General features: G+C 39.1%; 20 protein-coding genes. 16 read left to right on the top strand and 4 right to left on the bottom strand.

The genetic code is table 11. The annotated features are described in order from the left end of the window. Window positions 1-57: 57 nt before the first annotated feature. Complete coding sequence (locus O3650_RS02960) at window positions 58-1,011, bottom strand: aromatic acid exporter family protein (RefSeq protein WP_371491565.1); 954 nt, start codon at window positions 1,009-1,011, stop codon at window positions 58-60. Between the two features lie 66 nt (window positions 1,012-1,077). Then, entirely contained in the window at window positions 1,078-2,283 is a 1,206-nt protein-coding gene (gene sstT / locus O3650_RS02955) for a serine/threonine transporter SstT (protein WP_371491563.1), read from the bottom strand. A 151-nt stretch (window positions 2,284-2,434) separates the two neighbouring features. Between sstT and O3650_RS02950 the strand changes: the two genes are divergently transcribed. The 12 genes from O3650_RS02950 to O3650_RS02895 all read left to right on the top strand — a co-directional run bounded on the left by O3650_RS02950 (window position 2,435) and on the right by O3650_RS02895 (window position 12,099). Continuing rightward, the gene (locus O3650_RS02950) at window positions 2,435-3,001 is read left to right on the top strand and encodes a mechanosensitive ion channel family protein (RefSeq protein WP_033678024.1); all 567 of its coding nucleotides are present in this window, start codon (window positions 2,435-2,437) and stop codon (window positions 2,999-3,001) included. Window positions 3,002-3,052: 51 nt separating this feature from the next. Further along, window positions 3,053-3,958 carry a magnesium transporter CorA family protein gene (locus tag O3650_RS02945; RefSeq protein WP_000242267.1) on the top strand — a complete coding sequence of 302 codons (906 nt, stop codon included), beginning with the start codon at window positions 3,053-3,055 and terminating at the stop codon, window positions 3,956-3,958. Window positions 3,959-3,974: 16 nt separating this feature from the next. Then, entirely contained in the window at window positions 3,975-4,502 is a 528-nt protein-coding gene (locus tag O3650_RS02940; RefSeq protein ID WP_371491561.1) for a YqeG family HAD IIIA-type phosphatase, read from the top strand. Between the two features lie 2 nt (window positions 4,503-4,504). Continuing rightward, window positions 4,505-5,611: a ribosome biogenesis GTPase YqeH gene (gene yqeH, locus O3650_RS02935; RefSeq protein WP_153192291.1), complete on the top strand. Its 1,107-nt coding sequence runs from the start codon at window positions 4,505-4,507 to the stop codon at window positions 5,609-5,611. Between the two features lie 212 nt (window positions 5,612-5,823). Further along, window positions 5,824-6,135: a ribosome assembly RNA-binding protein YhbY gene (gene yhbY, locus O3650_RS02930; protein WP_153192289.1), complete on the top strand. Its 312-nt coding sequence runs from the start codon at window positions 5,824-5,826 to the stop codon at window positions 6,133-6,135. A gap of 50 nt (window positions 6,136-6,185) precedes the next feature. Then, window positions 6,186-6,815, top strand: a complete 630-nt coding sequence (locus tag O3650_RS02925) for a nicotinate-nucleotide adenylyltransferase (RefSeq protein ID WP_153192286.1) — start codon at window positions 6,186-6,188, stop codon at window positions 6,813-6,815. Further along, window positions 6,815-7,408 carry a bis(5'-nucleosyl)-tetraphosphatase (symmetrical) YqeK gene (yqeK, locus tag O3650_RS02920; protein ID WP_153192284.1) on the top strand — a complete coding sequence of 198 codons (594 nt, stop codon included), beginning with the start codon at window positions 6,815-6,817 and terminating at the stop codon, window positions 7,406-7,408. The genes O3650_RS02925 and yqeK overlap by 1 nt, the downstream gene beginning before the upstream one ends. Further along, on the top strand, window positions 7,409-7,909 hold the full coding sequence (locus O3650_RS02915; protein ID WP_153192282.1) for a cysteine hydrolase family protein: 501 nt from the start codon (window positions 7,409-7,411) through the stop codon (window positions 7,907-7,909). A gap of 12 nt (window positions 7,910-7,921) precedes the next feature. Next, on the top strand, window positions 7,922-8,275 hold the full coding sequence (rsfS, locus tag O3650_RS02910) for a ribosome silencing factor (protein ID WP_261083226.1): 354 nt from the start codon (window positions 7,922-7,924) through the stop codon (window positions 8,273-8,275). A gap of 110 nt (window positions 8,276-8,385) precedes the next feature. After that, complete coding sequence (locus O3650_RS02905; RefSeq protein ID WP_371491556.1) at window positions 8,386-9,126, top strand: class I SAM-dependent methyltransferase; 741 nt, start codon at window positions 8,386-8,388, stop codon at window positions 9,124-9,126. A gap of 40 nt (window positions 9,127-9,166) precedes the next feature. After that, window positions 9,167-10,978 carry an NACHT domain-containing NTPase gene (locus O3650_RS02900; protein ID WP_261048211.1) on the top strand — a complete coding sequence of 604 codons (1,812 nt, stop codon included), beginning with the start codon at window positions 9,167-9,169 and terminating at the stop codon, window positions 10,976-10,978. 23 nt (window positions 10,979-11,001) lie between these two features. Beyond that, window positions 11,002-12,099 (top strand): nucleotidyltransferase, encoded by a 1,098-nt coding sequence (locus O3650_RS02895; protein ID WP_261048210.1) that lies wholly within the window; start codon window positions 11,002-11,004, stop codon window positions 12,097-12,099. A gap of 153 nt (window positions 12,100-12,252) precedes the next feature. Here O3650_RS02895 and O3650_RS02890 read toward each other — a convergent pair whose 3' ends face one another. Together O3650_RS02890 and O3650_RS02885 are read right to left on the bottom strand one after the other, a co-directional pair. Beyond that, entirely contained in the window at window positions 12,253-12,630 is a 378-nt protein-coding gene (locus tag O3650_RS02890; protein ID WP_261048209.1) for a helix-turn-helix transcriptional regulator, read from the bottom strand. Between the two features lie 368 nt (window positions 12,631-12,998). Then, complete coding sequence (locus tag O3650_RS02885) at window positions 12,999-13,337, bottom strand: helix-turn-helix domain-containing protein (protein ID WP_261083230.1); 339 nt, start codon at window positions 13,335-13,337, stop codon at window positions 12,999-13,001. Between the two features lie 135 nt (window positions 13,338-13,472). Here O3650_RS02885 and O3650_RS02880 point away from each other — a divergent pair, with 135 nt between their 5' ends. From O3650_RS02880 to O3650_RS02865, 4 genes are all read left to right on the top strand, one after another. Beyond that, window positions 13,473-16,478: an SEC10/PgrA surface exclusion domain-containing protein gene (locus O3650_RS02880; RefSeq protein WP_371491553.1), complete on the top strand. Its 3,006-nt coding sequence runs from the start codon at window positions 13,473-13,475 to the stop codon at window positions 16,476-16,478. An 8-nt stretch (window positions 16,479-16,486) separates the two neighbouring features. After that, the gene (locus O3650_RS02875) at window positions 16,487-16,639 is read left to right on the top strand and encodes a type II toxin-antitoxin system Phd/YefM family antitoxin (protein ID WP_261048206.1); all 153 of its coding nucleotides are present in this window, start codon (window positions 16,487-16,489) and stop codon (window positions 16,637-16,639) included. A 281-nt stretch (window positions 16,640-16,920) separates the two neighbouring features. Next, complete coding sequence (locus tag O3650_RS02870) at window positions 16,921-18,621, top strand: P-loop NTPase fold protein (protein ID WP_261083233.1); 1,701 nt, start codon at window positions 16,921-16,923, stop codon at window positions 18,619-18,621. A 96-nt stretch (window positions 18,622-18,717) separates the two neighbouring features. Further along, window positions 18,718-20,331: a ribonuclease Y gene (locus O3650_RS02865; RefSeq protein WP_000404936.1), complete on the top strand. Its 1,614-nt coding sequence runs from the start codon at window positions 18,718-18,720 to the stop codon at window positions 20,329-20,331. The last annotated feature ends 61 nt before the right edge of the window (window positions 20,332-20,392 follow it).

The following is a 20,392-nucleotide window of genomic DNA, read 5'->3' as shown; positions in this document are numbered from 1 at the left end:
AGCTCCATAATATCCATAGGGGGTTACCCACTACAAATATTATAGAGCCTTCTTTTTTTACTGTCCATATTTTTGGTAAAAATCAACTTTCACTTGGATGAAGGTTTTGGCTTCACGTAGGAGTTGAAGAAGGGTGGCACGGGTTTCAAATTCTTCTCTTGTCTTGGGCAGACTGCGATTACGGAAGACTTCCAGATAACGTTCAATTTCATCTAGTAAATCAGAAGCAGGATTGGTCTGGCTCAGTTGACCTGCAATTTTTGAAAAGAGCTGCGCTAAGATCAAGCTTTCACTGGCAGCTAGGTGACAGGTGTTGATTTGCTGGGCCATATTTCGCAGGATACGACTTTGTCGCTGTCTCATCTCAAAGTAGTGAATATGGTAATCAGTCTGGTGAAAGAGGTGGTCAGAGTGATCTAGATAGACCAGTTTGAGGGCTTCTTCCAAAAGGGTGTCCAATTCTTCAACTAACTGTGCTCGGTTGCGTCCGTCCCCTCTGGATAAATAATATTTGAAGCGCTGGAGAATATCTTTTAACTTTTCTTCTACCAATGTGTGGTAGTGATGAATCTCCTCTTCTCGTGAAGGCATGTAGAGATTGACAAGTAAGGCAAATCCTGTACCGATTGCAAAGAGAAGGAGTTCATTGACTAGAAGGTCTGGAGAGGTTGACTCTTGCACCAAGAGATGGCTAACCAAAACGCTACTTGGTGTGATGCCAATTTCCCAGCTCATCTTGTAGGCTAGGGGCACATAAAGGGCTAGGTAGAGGCCAAGGCTCCAGATATGAAATCCGCTCAAGTGAAAAGCCAGAACCCCGATAACCAGAGCCAGAAGCATGGAAAAGAGCCGATTGCGGGCCAGTTTTAAGGTACTTCTACGCGTATCAGATAGGCTCAAGAGGGCGATGATTCCAGCCGAGACAGCTGAGGAGAGATTGAGAAAATAAGCAAGAAGGCAGGCAAGACAGGTAGCTAAGATGAGCTTGGTCGTACGTTGGCTAATAGACATAAGAATTTCCTAATAAGTTAGAATAAAAGCGTAAAAGACAAGACCTGAGAGGCTTGCCTTTATGAATTATTTTTTACGGGCTGCTGCGTATTCGGCAACGGCAGTAAAGAGGACGTCTGTAGAAGAGTTGAGGGCTGTTTCACATGAGTCTTGGATGACCCCAATCACAAAACCAACTCCGACAACTTGCATGGCAATATCGTTAGAAATACCGAAAAGGCTACAAGCAACTGGGATAAGAAGGAGGGAACCTCCCGCAATACCAGAAGCACCACAGGCTGAGATAGCTGCTACTACACTGAGGACAAAGGCTGTCGCAAAGTCAACAGGGATTCCAAGAGTGTTAACTGCAGCAAGGGTCAAAATGTTAATGGTAATCGCTGCTCCGGCCATGTTGATAGTAGAACCAAGTGGGATAGAAACAGAATAGGTATCTGGATCCAGTCCAAGGTCGTGGCAAAGTTTCATGTTGACAGGGATGTTGGCCGCAGAACTACGAGTGAAGAAGGCTGTCACACCACTGACACGCAAACATTTCCAAACGAGTGGATAAGGATTTCTTTTCATAAAGAGGAAGGCAATCAATGGATTGACTACCAGAGCCACAAAGAACATGGTTGTCACCAAGAGGGCAAGTAAGATTCCGTAGTTGGCTAGGCTTCCGATTCCCTTATCAGAGATGGTTTTGAAGACAAGACCAAGGATACCAAATGGAGCTAGGTTAATGATCCATTCGACAATCTTAGAAGTCACATCAGCCATGGTTTTCAGCAATTCTTTACTATTTTTGCTGGCTTCTCTCATGGCAATCCCGAAAACAACTGCCCATGATAGGATACCAATGTAGTTGGCTGTGACAAGGGCATTAACTGGATTGTCAACCAGTTTGAGCAAGAGGTTGCTGAGGACCTGTCCAATCCCATCTGGTGGAGCAATATCGGTATTAGCGCTATTTAAGGTAATTTCAACAGGTACGATGAAACTTGCTAGTACAGCGATAAGGGCAGCCGCAAAGGTTCCTACCAAGTAAAGGAAGATAACCGTTTTCATATTGCTATCTTGTCCCTTTTGATGTTGGGAAAGGGCATTGGCAACGAGGGCAAAGACCAGAATCGGTGCGATGGCTTTGAGGCCACCAACAAAGAGATCTCCGAGCAGGCCAATTCCTGAAATGTTAGGAAGTGTCAGTCCTAGGATTCCTCCAATAAGCATGCCAATCAAGATACGTTTGATCAGGCTCGCCTTATTCCAAGCATGAATGATTTTTTTCATAACAATCTCCTTTGTTGTGTAATGTTTATGATTATAGTATAAATATGAACTAAAATCAAGAATTTTCTGTCTATTTTTGAAATTATTTTTGAATATTTATGGAGAATGACACTTTATGAAAGTATGGTATAATAAACGAAAGGAGTTTTCTATGCAAGAATTTATTCAAACCTATCTCAATAAGCTTGATATAACAACGATTATTGAAAATATCTTAACCAAGTTACTTTCTCTTTTATTCTTATTTTTACTCTTTTATATAGCTAAGAAACTGCTCCATACCATGGTGCAGAGAATTGTTAAACCTTCTCTAAAAATGTCTCGCCACGATGTCGGGCGTCAGAAAACCATCTCACGCCTGTTAGAAAATGTGTTTAATTATACCCTTTATTTCTTTTTACTCTACTGCATTTTATCGATTTTAGGTTTGCCAGTTTCTAGTTTGCTGGCAGGGGCTGGGATTGCTGGGGTGGCTATTGGTATGGGAGCCCAAGGTTTTCTGTCTGATGTCATCAATGGTTTTTTCATCCTCTTTGAACGTCAACTGGATGTAGGAGATGAGGTTGTTCTGACAAATGGTCCTATCACTGTATCGGGCAAGGTGGTTAGTGTTGGCATTCGAACAACGCAACTCAGAGGAGAAGACCAGGTTCTGCACTTCGTTCCCAATCGGAATATCACCGTCGTCAGCAATTTCTCTCGGACAGACCAGGCCTGAAATTTTAGCAGATTTATGGTACAATAGAAAGAGTTTAATAAAGGAGAACAGATGGTTTTAGAAAAGCAGTTGGGCAATGGTTGTACCTGGATAGACCTTGATGTGGATAAGATTAAAAATATGGAAGATCTTTCTGACATCTATGGATTGGACAAGGAAACCATTGAGTATGCTCTGGATAGAAATGAACGAGCTCATATGGATTATAACCGTGAAACGGAGACGGTAACCTTTATTTATAATGTTCTTGATTTAGAAAAAGACAAAGAATATTATGAAGCGATTCCGATGACCTTTATCGTCGAAAGACAACGAATGATTACCATCAGCAACCATAAGAATGCTTATGTCATTGATCAGATGTCAGCTTATCTGGATAGCCATGAGTCGCTTTCTATTTACAAGTTTCTCTTTGCTGGTTTAGAGATTATCAGTAACGCTTATTATCCTGTCATTGAAGAGATGGATAAAAGTAAGGACGAAATTAGTGCCTTGCTACGTCAAACTACAACAAAGAAAAATCTCTTCGCCCTCTCTGACTTGGAGACAGGTATGGTTTACTTGACAGCAGCGGCAAAACAAAATCGACTCCTCTTGGAACATATCCAGGGCCATGCTCTTTATCGGAGATTTAATGATGTCGAACGAGAGCAGTTTGATGATGCCATGATTGAAGCCCATCAGTTGGTGTCTATGACAGACTTGATTTCTCAAGTCTTGCAACAACTCTCAGCTTCTTACAACAACATCCTAAACAATAACTTGAATGATAGTTTGTCAATTTTGACTATTATCTCCGTCTTACTAGCAGTACTTGCGGTTATTACAGGTTTCTTCGGAATGAATGTTCCTCTACCATTTACAGAAGAGCCAAATGCTTGGATTTATATCTTAATGACTAGCTTGATTTTATGGGTGGCCTTATCTCAATGGCTGAAGAAAATTACTAGAAAATAAAAGAAAAGGAGCCAAAATGGTGATTGAAAACTACATGCCAGACTTTGCTGTAGAAGCAGTTTATGATTTGACAGTCCAAAGCCTGCAGGCGCAGGGAATCAAGGCTGTTTTGGTCGATTTGGATAATACCCTCATTGCTTGGAACAACCCTGATGGGACGCCAGAGATGAAGCAATGGCTACATGATCTCCGTGACGCGGGCATTCGCATCATCGTGGTATCAAATAACACCAAAAAACGCGTCCAACGAGCAGTTGAGAAATTTGGGATTGACTACGTTTATTGGGCTCTGAAGCCCTTCACATTTGGGATTGATCGTGCTATGAAGGAATTCCACTATGAGAAAAGTGAAGTAGTCATGGTTGGCGACCAGCTCATGACAGATATACGAGCAGCCCACCGTGCAGGTATTCGCTCGATTTTAGTCAAACCCTTGGTCCAACATGACTCGATCAAAACGCAGATTAACCGAGCTCGTGAGCGCCGTGTCATGCGAAAAATCACTGAACAGTACGGACCGATTACATATAAAAAAGGAATTTAACTATGGAAGAAATTCTCTGTATTGGTTGTGGAGCAACCATTCAGACGACAGATAAGGCTGGTCTTGGTTTTACCCCCCAGTCGGCACTTGAAAAAGGTTTGGAGACTGGCGAAGTCTATTGCCAACGCTGTTTCCGTCTCCGCCACTATAATGAGATCACGGATGTTCAGTTGACAGACGATGATTTCCTCAAGCTCTTACACGAGGTGGGAGACAGTGATGCCTTAGTGGTCAATGTCATTGATATCTTTGACTTTAATGGCTCTGTCATCCCAGGCTTGCCACGTTTTGTATCAGGCAATGATGTCCTCTTGGTAGGAAATAAAAAAGATATCCTGCCCAAGTCTGTTAAACCAGGCAAGATTAGCCAGTGGCTCATGGAACGTGCCCACGAAGAAGGTCTTCGTCCAGTCGATGTCGTCCTAACTTCAGCCCAAAACAAGCATGCCATTAAGGAAGTCATTGACAAAATCGAGCATTACCGTAAGGGACGCGATGTCTATGTGGTCGGTGTAACCAACGTTGGAAAATCAACTCTTATCAATGCCATTATCCAAGAGATCACGGGTGACCAGAACGTCATCACAACTTCTCGTTTTCCAGGAACAACCTTGGACAAGATTGAGATTCCGCTTGACGACGGATCTTATATCTACGATACGCCGGGAATCATCCACCGTCACCAGATGGCCCACTACTTGACGGCTAAAAACCTCAAGTATGTCAGTCCTAAAAAGGAAATCAAGCCTAAAACCTATCAGCTCAATCCTGAACAAACTCTGTTTTTAGGAGGCTTGGGACGATTTGACTTCATATCAGGAGAAAAGCAAGGTTTCACTGCCTTCTTTGACAATGAATTGAAACTCCACCGAACCAAGCTCGAAGGAGCGAGTGCCTTTTACGACAAGCACCTCGGAACTCTTCTGACACCACCAAATAGCAAGGAAAAAGAAGATTTCCCAAAATTGGTCCAACATGTATTTAACATCAAGGACAAGACAGACCTAGTCATCTCAGGCCTAGGCTGGATCCGCGTAACAGGCACCGCAAAAGTCGCCGTCTGGGCACCAGAAGGCGTCGCAGTCGTCATACGAAAAGCAATTATTTAAAACAAAATCGCTGAGCGAACAAAGTGAGCTCATACAAAGATAGTTATTGCCGTGGTGTCTTGCCAATCGTTAGATTGGTAAGGGGCACAATTGAGACCTAGGCTCAATTGTGAGGTCAGGAAATCCATTTTTCAAAGATGAAATCTTTGAAAAATTAGTTCCGACCGTCCCTCACCACCTAAAATAACTATCAAAAAAACAAGGAAGAAATTATGTCATTAACATCAAAACAACGTGCCTTCCTCAACAGCCAGGCACACACCCTTAGACCCATCATCCAAATCGGAAAAAATGGACTCAACGACCAAATCAAAACCAGCGTTCGTCAAGCTCTTGACGCACGCGAATTGATTAAGGTAACTCTTTTGCAAAACACCGATGAAAATATCCACGAAGTAGCTGAAATCTTGGAAGAAGAAATCGGTGTGGATACAGTCCAAAAAATCGGACGCATCTTGATTTTATTTAAACAATCTAGCAAGAAAGAAAATCGCAAGATTTCTAAAAAAGTCAAAGAAATCTAAAAACCTACTCCAAATAACTGTTTTTACAGAGAAATAAAGGAGACTAGCCTATGGCAATTGAACTATTAACTCCCTTTACCAAGGTAGAGTTGGAGCCAGAAATCAAGGAGAAAAAACGCAAACAAGTCGGGATTTTAGGGGGGAATTTTAACCCTGTTCACGATGCCCATCTGATTGTTGCAGACCAAGTACGCCAGCAGTTGGGACTGGACCAAGTTCTGCTCATGCCTGAATACCAACCTCCTCATGTAGATAAAAAGGAAACAATCCCTGAACACCATCGTCTCAAGATGCTTGAGTTGGCGATTGAGGGAATTGAAGGACTAGCCATTGAAACCATTGAGTTGGAGCGCAAGGGCATTTCCTATACCTACGACACCATGAAAATCTTGACAGAGCAACATCCAGATACGGATTATTACTTTATCATCGGTGCCGATATGGTGGATTATCTGCCTAAGTGGTATCGAATTGATGAGCTGGTTGACATGGTTCAGTTTGTGGGGGTTCAGCGCCCACGCTATAAGGCTGGCACTTCCTATCCCGTTATCTGGGTGGATGTGCCTCTCATGGATATCTCGTCCAGCATGGTGCGTGACTTCCTTGCCCAAGGACGGAAACCCAACTTTCTCCTACCTCAGCCTGTGCTGGACTACATCGAGAAGGAGGGTCTCTACTGATGGCCTATCAAGACTATATCAACTGCTCTCGTGAGGTTTTGTTGGAAAAAATGGCAGAGCTTCTACCTGAAAAACGTTTAACCCATTGCTTGGGAGTAGAGCGTGCAGCCATAGAGCTAGCAGAAAGATTCGGAGTTGATGCTGAGAAAGCTGGTCTAGCAGGCCTTCTTCATGACTATGCTAAAAAGCTGTCAGATCAGGATTTTCTAGACTTGATTGACCGTTATCAGCTAGACCCTGACCTCAAAAACTGGGGCAATAATGTCTGGCATGGTATGGTCGGCATCTACAAGATTCAGGAAGATTTGAACTTGCAAGATTCTGAAATTCTGCGAGCCATTAAAATCCATACAGTCGGGGCTAGTCAGATGACAGACTTAGACAAGGTCATCTATGTCGCAGACTACATCGAGCACAATCGAGCCTTTCCTGGAGTAGATGTGGCGCGTGAGATTGCTGAGCTATCGCTCAATAAGGCAGTGGCCTACGAAACAGCTCATACCGTGGAGCATCTAGCTCATCAGGGCTTCCCCATCTATCCCCAAACCCTTGAAACCTATAACGCCTTTGTGCACTATTTGAAAGAGGACTAAATGAAGACGGCTTTTATAATCATTGATGTTCAGAATATTTTAGTGGAAACTGGGTTCCAGACAAAAAGTCTATTGGAAAAAATTTCTTATTTACAAAACCAGGCTAGAAGAAAGAATATTGAAATTATCTATGTTCAACATATTGAGAACTCTGAAGCTCAAACATCAGAAGATTGGCAGTTATCTGAGCTTTTAAGTCGAAAACCTAATGAAAAGGTCTTTCAGAAGAAGTATAACAGTATTTTCAAAGAAACAGGTTTAAAAGAATACTTGGATAAACAGGGGATTGAAAAATTAGTTTTATGTGGTATGCAGACAGAATATTGTGTGGATACCTCTGTCAAGGTTGCTTTTGAATATGGCTATCAGCTTATTATTCCAGAAGGTGCTGTCACAACCTTTGATGGGAAAGACATTCCAGCAGAAACGATAAATGAATTCTATGAGGGTATTTGGGAGGGGCGCTTTGCAGATGTCCTAGATTACAAACATATTTTCTAGAAAGAGGACTAAATGAACGAAAAAGAATTACTAGAACTAGTCGTGAAAGCGGCTGATGAGAAACGTGCGGAGGATATCCTTGCACTTGACGTACAAGATTTGACTAGTGTGACGGATTACTTTGTTATTACTAGCTCAATGAATAGTCGTCAGTTGGACGCTATTGCTGATAATATTCGTGAAAAAGTAGCCCAATCGGGCTTTAAAGGTAGCCATGTTGAAGGCGATGCAGCTGGAGGCTGGGTCTTACTGGACCTCGGTGCTGTTGTCGTGCATGTCTTCTCAGAAGAAATGCGTGCCCACTATAACCTAGAAAAACTATGGCATGAGGCGGATTCAGTAGATATTTCAGAAGCTCTTGCTTAGAAGATGAACTCAGTTGTAGTCAACTGGGTTTCTTTGCTTATTTTAGAAGAAAATTGATAGAAAGGTGAGGGCGAGTGGTGTTTGCCATGTAGGCTCTTGGTATCATGATTATGGCAACTTATGAAACTTTTGCGGCGGTCTATGATGCGGTCATGGATGACAGTTTATACGACAAATGGACTGATTTTTCTCTGCGTCATTTGCCAAAAACTAAGGAGAGAAAGAAACTCTTGGAATTGGCTTGTGGGACAGGAATTCAATCGGTGCGCTTCTCTCAGGCTGGTTTTGATGTGACTGGACTTGACTTGAGTGGGGATATGTTGAAGATTGCGGAGAAGAGAGCGGCTTCAGCCAAGCAAAAGATTGATTTTATTGAAGGCAATATGCTGGATTTGTCCAAGGTAGGTCAATACGACTTTGTTACGTGTTACTCGGACTCAATCTGCTACATGCAGGATGAGGTGGAAGTAGGAGACGTTTTTAAAGAAGTCTATAATGCTCTCAACGAAGACGGAGTTTTCATCTTTGATGTGCATTCGACTTACCAGACGGATGAGGTTTTTCCAGGCTATTCCTACCATGAAAATGCAGAAGACTTCGCTATGCTTTGGGATACCTATGAGGATGCAACACCTCACTCTATCGTCCATGAGCTGACTTTCTTTATCAAGGAGGCAGACGGTTCCTTTAGTCGCCATGATGAAGTGCATGAGGAGCGGACTTATGAGGTTCTGACCTATGATATTTTGCTGGAACAGGCTGGTTTCAAGTCATTCAAACTCTATGCCGACTTTGAGGACAAGGATCCGACAGAGACAAGCACCCGTTGGTTTTTTGTGTGTGAGAAGTAAACCAAATATTGTTAATCTTATGCTTAGGAGGTAAGGGAAAATGAATATACCAGTATCATTTGGTGATATTCTTGAAAAAGAAGTAATTACCAATATACCTAAAATTTATCAAAAGTTAAAGCAAATTTATAACAACTTACAGTTTAAAACAGAAGAAGAGTTAGGTGTTGTTTATCAGAATTATTTAAAATTTACTTATGATAAATATTCTACTGTAAAAACATTGTTGTATAAAAATGAAGGTAAATTTTTATATGATTTTTATGAGCATGTTTATTTAGATGATAATAATTCAGATTTAATAGAAACCACTAACACAGAATTGATTTTTGAAAAAACATCTAACGTTATTTTAACAGGAACGGGTGGGATTGGTAAATCAATGCTTGTAAAGCATATTTTTATCAATCAAGTACAACAAGCGACATCAATTCCAGTTTTTATTGAATTAAAATCACTTAATGAATCTGATTTTTCAGAAAATGAATTAGTCGATTTTATTTACCAAGAGGTTCAAAATCATCATTTAAATTTAGAAAAGAAATATTTTAAAGCGACATTAGACGCTGGAAGATATACAATAATTTTTGATGGTTTAGATGAGGTTAATCCTTCAAAACGTTCTTGGTTAGACAAAGAAATTAAAGAATTTGTAACGTTATACAATAGCAATAGATATGTTTTGTCGTCAAGACCGTCTGAGGAATTTATTGGTTGGAATCAGTTTGCTGAATATGAGATAAAAAAATTAAATAAAGAGCAAGCGTTAGCCTTAATTGATAAGTTGAATTACGATGAGAAAGTAAAAAGGCGTTTTTATAGAGAATTAAAGGCCCATTTATATGATACTCATGAATCTTTTGCTTCTATCCCACTCCTATTAACAATTATGTTAATGACTTACGAAGCTGGTGCTTCTATTCCAAATAATTTAACTGATTTTTATAATCAGGCCTTTTATACATTGTACCAAAGACATGATGCATCTAAATCAGGATATAAAAGAGAACTAAAAGCAAAATTAACTCCTGAGGAATTTCGAAATATATTAGCCTACATTGGTTTAAAAACATTCTTTGAAGGAAAAGTAGATTTCGATAGAACTACGCTTGATGAAATAATTACTAAATATTGTTTAAAAAATAACCTTGAATTAAAGACAAATGATATAGTTTATGATGCGACTCATAGTGCTTGCATGATGCTTCAAGAAGGCGTTAGTTTAAAGTTCTCTCACCGTTCATTTCAAGAATACTTTGCTGCAGTAGGTGTTAATCAGCTAGATGATAAACTCCAAAAACAGATACTAATTAAGTGGTCTGAAGCAGACAGGAATAATATTGTAGCACATAAAACTTTTATGAATGCACTTTTTAAAATACAGAAAGAAAGGACTTACAAAAATTTATGTATTCCAATCATAGAAAGTATGGATGAAAAGTATAGAAGAATGGGAGATATCACAGAGAAAATTGTTACGTGTTTCAATTACTTTATCTGTAGAAAAGATAGTAGAGAAAACAAATTAGAACTGCATTTTTTACTAACAAAGGAAGTTAACTTTTATTTTAGCTTGCAATTTTTAATATTTGATAACATAGGAGTTGATATTTTGTCGATAAGTGAATACGAAAGCATTGAAAAATTGGAGGCAAGTATAGTATCGAATTGGGAGATAGATAAAAGAAAATATTATAATCGATTGACTGAGGTCGAAAAAAATTTAATTAATAAGTGGGTAAATGGCTGGTATTTTCGTAGACACAATTACTTAAAAGAATGGTCAATTAAATTCATTGAGGAAACAACCACTAAAAAACGGAGTCTACAGAATATAATTGATTCAATTTAATATTAAAGAAGTAGGAGATTACTATGACTATCACGGGTATTATCGCGGAGTTCAATCCTTTTCATAATGGGCATAAATACCTGCTAAATCAGGCTGAGGGGCTGAAAATCGTTGCTATGTCAGGGAATTTCATGCAGCGTGGAGAGCCTGCTATCGTGGACAAGTGGACACGAGCCCAGATGGCTCTGGAAAATGGCGCAGATTTGGTAGTAGAATTGCCCTTTTTAGTCAGTGTTCAGGCGGCAGATTTCTTTGGCCAAGGAGCTGTGGATATCTTGGCTCGGTTGGGGATTGATACTCTAGCCTTTGGGACAGAAGAAGTTCTGGATTACCAGAAAATCGCTGACTTATACACAGAGCAAGGTGCTGAGATGGAGAAATTTGTGGAAAATTTGCCTGATTCCCTCTCTTATCCCCAGAAGACCCAGGCCATGTGGAAGGAATTTGCAGGGCTTGATTTTTCTGGCAATACGCCCAATCATGTCCTTGCCCTGGCCTATGCCAAGGCAGTTGCAGGACGAAATATCAAACTGCATCCGATTCAGCGTCAGGGGGCGGGTTACCATTCTGTGGCTAAGGATGTGGACTTTGCCTCGGCGACAGCTCTTCGTCAGCACCAGAATGACCAAGATTTCTTAGAACGCTTTATGCCTTCTATTACCCTTTTTGAGCAGGCCAGTAAGGTGGGCTGGTATGACTATTTTCCCTTGCTCCGCTATCAAATTTTGTCCAATCCAGACCTAACCACTATCTATCAGGTCAATCAAGAAATGGCAGTGCGCATCAAGGATGCCATCAAGACAGCCCAGTCTGTGGAAGACTTGGTTGAGGCAGTTGCGACCAAACGTTACACCAAGGCGCGTGTCAGACGCCTCTTGGCCTATATTTTGGTGCAAGCTAGAGAAAGTGACTTGCCAGAAGGGATTCATGTCCTTGGCTTTACCGAAAAAGGCAGGCAACATCTCAAGTCTTTGAAAGCTCAGGTCAGTCTAGTCAGCCGAATTGGCAAAGAACCTTGGGATGCTATGACCCAAAAGGCAGACCAGATTTATCAACTTGGAAATCCAAGTATAGCAGAGCAGAATTTTGGAAGAGTGCCGATTAGAATAGAAAAGAACTAGAATATGGATAGGATAAAAAGAACCTACTAAAAGTTGGGAAATGGCTTTCAGTTGGTTCTTTTCTTGTTCTCTGTTATAAAGTATTGAATACCTTATAAATTTGTTCTATTAGAAGCCTTGTTTATTCGTTGAAAGCTTCCTTATCATCTATATTTATTTTATGTTTTTTACAATTTCATTAAAGGAGGATATAATTTTTCCTTGTTTCTCTTTGGGTAACTTTGTTAGGTTGTCGAAAAGTATTTCTAGGGAGTCTTCACTCTCTGAGTCATATGCTTGTAGCTTAAGGAACTCTTTTCTTTCTACATCATATGCTTGTAGGTTAAAGAATTCTTCTACGGTAATACCTAATGCTTTGATTACCGATTCAAGAGTTTTTATCTTAAAATCATATTTCATATTTTCCATGTTTTGAATTGCCTTGATACCCAAGCCAGCTAATTCTGATAATTTCTCTTGACTTAATTTCTGTTCTTTTCGACATTCACGGATTCGAAAAGCGATATGTTTTTGTAATCTATCATGTTTCATATTATATATCATTTTACTATCTATTTTCTTTAAAAATAAGTACAATAAACTATACAAAATAACAAAAGTATGGTAAAGCAGTACAAATGATAATAAATAGACTGAAAACTATACAATAGGGATTTAGATATGACTGATTCTAGGTTAAAAGGTAGAGAGAAGATAGTAGTGATAGTCGCAAGTGATTCATCCACCTTGTGGTAGACAAGTAAGAGATTTGTCAGTCTTATCGACATTCGAAAATGGTATTTTGAACTATCTGACTATAGTTATCTATATAAAAGTAAAAAAGAAAGCTTCGCGCCTTCTTAAAAAATTATGGGAAATCTAATGATTGCAAATGATAAAGAAGCAAATCAAAACATCTGTTATTTGACTTCTTTGAGAATGAGCATCAAGGCATCTAAGACTCGGGAGCGTTGTTCTGTTGGAAGAGTTTTTAATTCATCAACAAGTAGAGAAATTTTGGGGTCTTCTTCTTTTAATTGTATATCAAAGAATGTATCTAAATCTACTTCTAAGGCTTCCATTACTTTCTCTAGCGTTTGAATCTTTAAGTTAGTTGAAAGATTTTCTAATTTGTAGATATAATTAGTACCCAAATCAGCCATCTCTTCTAGTTGTTCTTGAGTATATCCTCTTTCTAAGCGCAATAGACGGATTCTTTTAGAGATGTAATCTTGAAGATTGGTTTTGTTATTTGTCATGTAGTACCTCGCTACTTACATGATACAGTCAAAATGGTACAAATTTTAGACTTTTTAAAGTTATTTTACACATAAATAACCTTTAAAGGTTGTTTTGTGGTATAATAAGTTTATAAAGAAAAAAGAGGAAACAATATGAAAAAATCAACAATCGCAATGACAGCAGCCGCAGCTGCTACAGTTTCTCTATTTAACACAGTAGGAGCAGAAGAAGTCGCTCCAAAACCAGTGAATGTGGAAGCGCCAAAGGCGGAGGTTGTGGAAACAACAACTCCTGCGGTGGCGACAAAAGAAGAAGTTGCTACAAAAGAAGCAGAAGCTAAGAAAGCGGATCAAGGAGTAGCGGAAGCAAAACAGGCGGTAAAAGATGCCAAGCGTGCTACAAATGAAGCAGATTCTCTTGTCAATGAGAAAACAGAAGCTGTGAAACGTGCAGAGGATTTTGCGAAAAAGGCAAGCCCAGCAGTTATTACAGAAGCTGAGAAAGCAGTAGTTAAGGCAGAAGCAGAAGTTCCTGCAAAAGACGAAGCTCTTAAACATGCAGAAGCAAATGCTGAAAAAGCAAGCCAAGCGGTATCTGCACAAGAAGCAGTTGTAGCAGAAAAAGAAGCTACTCAAGCTACAAAAGAAAAAGCACTTACAAGTGCTACAGAAGCGGTTCAAATCGCCACAGATGCGGTTAATGGCAAAGGCTTGGAAAATGCCAAGGAAGCACAAAAAGAAGCCGTAGAAGCGGAAAAAACAAGCAAACAAGCGCAAACAGATGCAGAAACTGCCCTTAAAGAAGCAGAAGAAGCAAATCAAGCTACAAAAGCGCAAATTGAAGAAACAAAGGCAGATATTGCTACAAAAACTCAAGCGGTATCGGATGCTAAGGCACATCAAACACAAGCAGAACAAGCTCTTAAAGCGGTCACTGCTGAAGTTAACGCTCTTATCGAGTCATCAAAACCACTTGCAAAAGGGTCTATCCAATTCAAAGAAGCCTTTGTTTCAAAAATCAAAGAAAAAATCCAGTTGAATAAGGACTACTGGGCAATTCCAGATAATAAACTTACTCAAGCGGATATTGATAAATTTGAAGCTCGTAATAAAGAGTTGAAAAAAGAGATCACTGACATGGTTGGGGATAGCATTCAATCTAAAAACCTTGTCTTGAGCGAAGCTGATAAGGCAGATAAGACACAGTATGATGTTAATAATCTTCCAAAAGAAGTCCGTGATGACTTGACACTGTTCGCAGCAGATTTGATTTCAAACTTGCGTGAGCAGTTGGGTCTTACAGACGTTGTTGTAACCAAAGACTCCTTTGAGTTCGCAGAAAAAGTCGCAAAAGAGTACATCAAAGGTGGTTGGTCTATTGCTAAGGATAAAGATTTTGTAGCTCGTGGCGGTCATGGTCATTATGCCAAGGGTATCCATGTAGTTGCAGATGCCTATGGTTTGAACGGTTTGCACCCTACCGAAGAGCAAATGAATAAAGGTATCCAAGGGTATGAGAACTCTGTAATTCGTTCAGTACCAAGTACACCTAATTGGACTAAAGAAACGATGAAATCTACGCTATTTGAGTCTATGGTAGATTTGGTAAGTAATGAAAAAGATTATGGGCATTTGGTAGGTACGCTAATGTTTGATCGTCCAAATGAGTTAGTGTACTCAGGTGGTTTTGCTCAAAGTATCTCTAACGATGCTTATGTAACTCATTTCATCACAGGTATTACAGGAAGCCGAGCAAAAGGGTCTAAGTTCAACACAACAGAAATCACAAATCCTTACACAGTAGCTCGCAAAGGCGCTACAACCAATACTAAGCTAAAAGCTAAAAAAGCAGAAAAAGCTCAAGCAGAACGAACTCTTAAAACTGCTAACCAAACTGTAACTAAAGCAGAAACTGCATTGCAAACTGCAAATTCAAACTTGAAAGCACAAGAAGCTCAACTTAAAGATACAGTTGCCTTGAAACAAAATCTTCAATCTGCTACAACAACTCATAATCAAGCCGTTGTCACTCTTTCAAATGCCAATGCCTTGGTTGCTACCTTGTCTGCTACAAAGGCAGATAAAGAAGCGAAGTTGGCAGAGTTGAAAGCAATTGCAAAACAAGCAGAGAAAGAGTTCAACCAAGCCAAAGCAGAAACAAAAGCAGAGAAAGCAACTCTTTCTTCTCTTCAAGAGAAAGCAGAAGAAACTACCCAAGCGGTATCCGTTGTCAAAGAAGCTCTTGACCAAGCAAAAGCAAATGTAACATCTTCAAAAGAATTGGTTCGAGATTTGAAAGTAGCTGCAAAAGAGCTTGAAACTCGCAAGGCAGAGTTGAAAGATGCAGAAGAAGCGCTCAAAGAAGCACAAGCAAATCAAGCAACTGCGCAAGAAGCACTTGAAGCAAAAGAAAAAGTAGCCAAAGAAGCGCATAAGGCTTATGCAGTAGCAAAAGCAAGTTACGAAGCAGAGCAAGCTCGTCTTCAAGCAGAAGAGTTGAAGAAACATCCTGTAACAGAAAAGGGTATCCCTGAAGTTCGTCCAGCTCTTCCAGAGTACGTACTTCCAACAACTCCATCTGTTCCTAGCGTTCCTGTAGCTCCTGTTGTTCCAACAACTCCACATGTTGAAGTTCCTGTTGTGAATAACAATGGTGGAGTGTCTGGTAAAGATAAAGCCAAAGTAGATGTAGTTGCCAAACAAAAAACGGAAACTAAGACTTCAAAAGATTCTCAAGCTGGTAACTGGATTGAGTTAGCTGGTCGCTGGTGGTACCAGCACGAAGACGGTTCCTACACTAGCAATGGTTGGGAACAAATCAAGGGTACATGGTATTACTTTGACAATACAGGCTGGATGCAAACTGGCTGGGTCAAAACTGGTGACTCATGGTATTACTTGAATGAAACAGGTTCACTGGCTACAGGCTGGGTCAAAGACAATGGGACATGGTACTATCTTAAAGATAGCGGTAAAATGGCTATTGGTTGGGTAAAAGATAATGATACATGGTATTATCTTGATAACGCTGGAGCTATGAAAACAGGCTGGTTTTCGGTTTCTGGGAAATGGTACTATGCCTATAGTTCAGGAGCTTTGGCAGTGAATACTACTACACCAGATGGCTATACGGTCAATGCCAATGGTGAGTGGGTATAAAGGACTACATGAAGAAGGTAAATGATGAATTTGAAGCTTTGATAGTGCCTCTTTTGAAGAGCGACTGGAACAGTATTCAGGAAACCCTGAGAATCGCTCAAAATAAGGAACTTTCTGACAAAATCTTACGAGGAATGGCCCAAATTCGCGCAGGACATTAGTCTAGTTTACAGAGAATGCCTGAGTGAAATCTTGCTGTTGTTAGAAACAAATTTCTTGCATTCTAACGATTATTAGGAAGTCTACTGAAAGGTGGACTTTTTGGTACATATTTGGGATCCGATATTTGTTAATATCAATTATTTCTCTTAAGAAAATCAATCAAAGTGGTATGTTTTTAGTATAATAAATTACCGTGTTTATCGTCTGTCCATATTAATGAATGATATTCTGTGGTATAATTATAACAATGTTGATAAAAATAGAAACTATGAGAAATATAATGAAACTGAAATATCTATTGCAAAGACCATCATGGAGTAGTAATGTTAGAGTTATTGAATGTTACAAAATATTTATAGCTAGTATATGGGTACTGTATCTTGCACTTGAGATTGAACAATTTAAGCGCTTTGCTTCACCTATCTATAAATTTGTATCTAATAATGATTGTTTAAAAAATATTATTTTATTTTTGTATGAGAATCGTGTAGTACCATTGTTAGTATTGACTATACCAACAATACTGTTCTGGTTTTTAGATATAATTTTTAAAAAAATTAGTTATAAAAAACTGGATCCAGAGCTATTTCCGGAATATGATTTAGATGACTATCCTTTTCAAACTCATCTAGTGGAGTTTTTAAATACTTCAGACTATAGTCATAATGTGTTTTGGTTGGATGGTCCTTGGGGAAGTGGGAAAACATTTTTTATAAAGAAGTTTTTTGAAAATCAAATTTACAAAAAGCAAGAAATCTACTATATTTCCTGCTTTGGGATAAAAACAAGAGAGCAAGCCGAGAAAATATTGATTAATGAGATAGAAAAACAATCCACACTCGGAAATTTGGACTTTATTCCACTTGTTGGAGGAGTTTTTAAATGGTTCTTTAAAACAGTTGGAACGGATTTAATGAAGCGAAATTCTATCATTATTTTTGATGATTTTGAACGGGTTTCATATACAGGAAAATCAGATAACCCTTCAGATTACAATGATTTATTGGGATACATTAACTATCTTTCTGAAAATAAAAAGTTTAAAATTATTGTAATTTTAAATAGTGAGGAAATAAAGTTAACAAAGGAGAATCTCATTGATAATAAATTTAAACTAAATCAACATCAAATGGTATGTACAGAAGAAGTCATAGATAACATTTTGAAAAAGAGTAAATTGAGAGATAATGACCTTGGGAAAATTTTATCACTAATTTATAAAATTTATTATGGAAATATAGATGAGAGAGTTGTACAAGATAAAAATAAAGATTCAAAAGTTAAAAAGCCAAGTTTAAGAGAGTTCCAGAAATCAATAGAGGAACTTTCAAATATAATTGAGAGTGATTATAGAATGAATGAACTTCTACCATATTCTAGTAGAAAGATATCAAATTATATCGTTGATTGCATGAATGGACGCATGGGAACAGATAGTATTCTAGTATCATTTTTTAAATTTTATATCACTTATGAAGGCAATTATGAAATAGATGAGTATTACAAGTTCTATGAGTCAGGTGCATATTTTCATTTTGAGATGTTAGAGAAGATTGTAAGTTTAAGTTTTGTGCATGCTTCACTTACTGCAGAGGAAGAAATACATCCTGAAATTATTGATATTTTCGGACTTAAATATTATTTTAAATTGTTATCGTGTCTCTGGGAAGTAAGACTAAGTAATCTGTTTATAACAAGCAAAAATGTTTATTTTGAAGAATATAAATCTCCTAGTTTTGGTAAAAAAGAGTGTCTAGTTGAAATTTATTATGATATTTTGAATAATAGAATAAAAGACAATTATCAAATGAATGACTTAAATGAATTGGGAGAAATAAAATATCAGAATTTTATCAAATATTGCCTACCTATGGAGTTAAAGAGACAAATTAAAATTAATCATATTCCATTAGACGAATTAATACAAGGGAGTTTTGAAATAAATAGATCTTTGTCTGAACTTCAAGCTAAATTTCAATAGTTCATATTCTATTTTAGGTTTGTGAAAATCACTTTTTTATGGTAGAATGTAAAAGAATGTATGTCATTCGGAATAACAATAAAATGAGGTAAAAACATGGAAATCATGTCGCTTGCGATTGCTGTTTTTGCCGTCATCATTGGTTTAGTCATTGGATATGTCAGCATCTCAGCCAAGATGAAATCATCTCAGGAAGCTGCAGAGTTGATGCTTTTAAATGCTGAACAAGAAGCAACTAATTTACGTGGACAAGCTGAACGTGAAGCCGATTTACTTGTTAATGAAGCCAAGCGTGAAAGCAAGTCTCTTAAAAAAGAAGCACTATTGGAGGCCAAAGAAGAAGCCAGAAAATACCGTGAAGAAGTGGACGCTGAATTCAAATCAGAACGTCAAGAACTCAAACAAATCGAAAGTCGTTTGACCGAGAGAGCTACTAGCCTCGACCGTAAGGACGATAATTTGACGAGTAAAGAACAAACACTTGAACAAAAAGAACAAAGTATTTCTGATAGAGCGAAAAACCTTGATGCGCGTGAAGAGCAATTAGAGGAAGTCGAAAGACAAAAAGAAGCAGAGTTAGAGCGTATTGGTGCCCTGTCTCAGGCAGAAGCACGAGATATTATCTTGGCACAGACAGAGGAGAACTTGACCAAGGAGATTGCTAGCCGTATTCGCGAAGCTGAGCAAGAGGTCAAGGAACGTTCTGACAAAATGGCCAAGGACATACTGGTTCAAGCTATGCAACGTATCGCTGGTGAATATGTAGCGGAGTCAACAAACTCAACAGTTCATCTGCCAGACGATACTATGAAGGGACGCATTATTGGTCGTGAAGGTCGTAACATTCGTACCTTTGAAAGTTTGACAGGGGTCGATGTGATTATCGACGATACACCAGAAGTGGTGACCTTGTCAGGATTTGATCCGATTCGTCGTGAGATTGCCCGTATGACTATGGAAATGTTGCTCAAAGATGGTCGTATCCACCCAGCTCGTATCGAAGAGTTGGTTGAGAAAAACCGTCAAGAGATTGACAATAAGATCCGTGAATATGGTGAGGCAGCAGCCTATGAGATTGGTGCGCCAAACCTTCATCCAGACTTGATGAAAATCATGGGTCGTTTGCAGTTCCGTACTTCATATGGACAAAATGTCTTGCGCCATTCGATTGAGGTTGCTAAGCTGGCTGGTATTATGGCGAGCGAGCTTGGCGAAAATGCGGCTCTTGCTCGTCGTGCTGGATTCCTTCACGATATCGGGAAAGCTATTGACCGCGAGGTTGAAGGTAGCCACGTTGAAATCGGTATGGAATTGGCTCGCAAGTACAAGGAACATCCAGTTGTAGTGAATACGATTGCTAGTCACCACGGCGATGTCGAAGCTGAGAGCGTCATTGCAGTTATCGTCGCTGCAGCAGATGCCTTGAGTGCAGCCCGTCCAGGTGCTCGTAGTGAGTCTCTTGAAAGCTACATCAAGCGTCTTCATGATTTGGAAGAAATTGCTAACGGCTTTGAAGGAGTACAAACTAGCTTTGCCCTTCAAGCAGGACGTGAAATTCGTATCATGGTAAATCCAGGACAAATCAAGGACGACAAAGTCACAATCTTGGCTCACAAAGTTCGTGAGAAAATTGAAAACAATCTCGATTACCCAGGAAATATCAAGGTAACCGTGATTCGCGAGCTTCGTGCAGTAGATTATGCTAAATAATAAAAAACTGAGGTCAGAAGAGAATCTGACTTCAGTTTTTTGAATAAATTATTTGAAAATA

The sequence above is a fragment of the Streptococcus sp. 20925_1_24 genome (assembly GCF_041432335.1).
GTDB classification, from domain to species: Bacteria; Bacillota; Bacilli; order Lactobacillales; family Streptococcaceae; genus Streptococcus; species Streptococcus mitis_BM.
The sequence above is the reverse complement of the archived record's forward strand: the minus strand, read 5'-3'. Positions and strand labels throughout refer to the sequence as shown.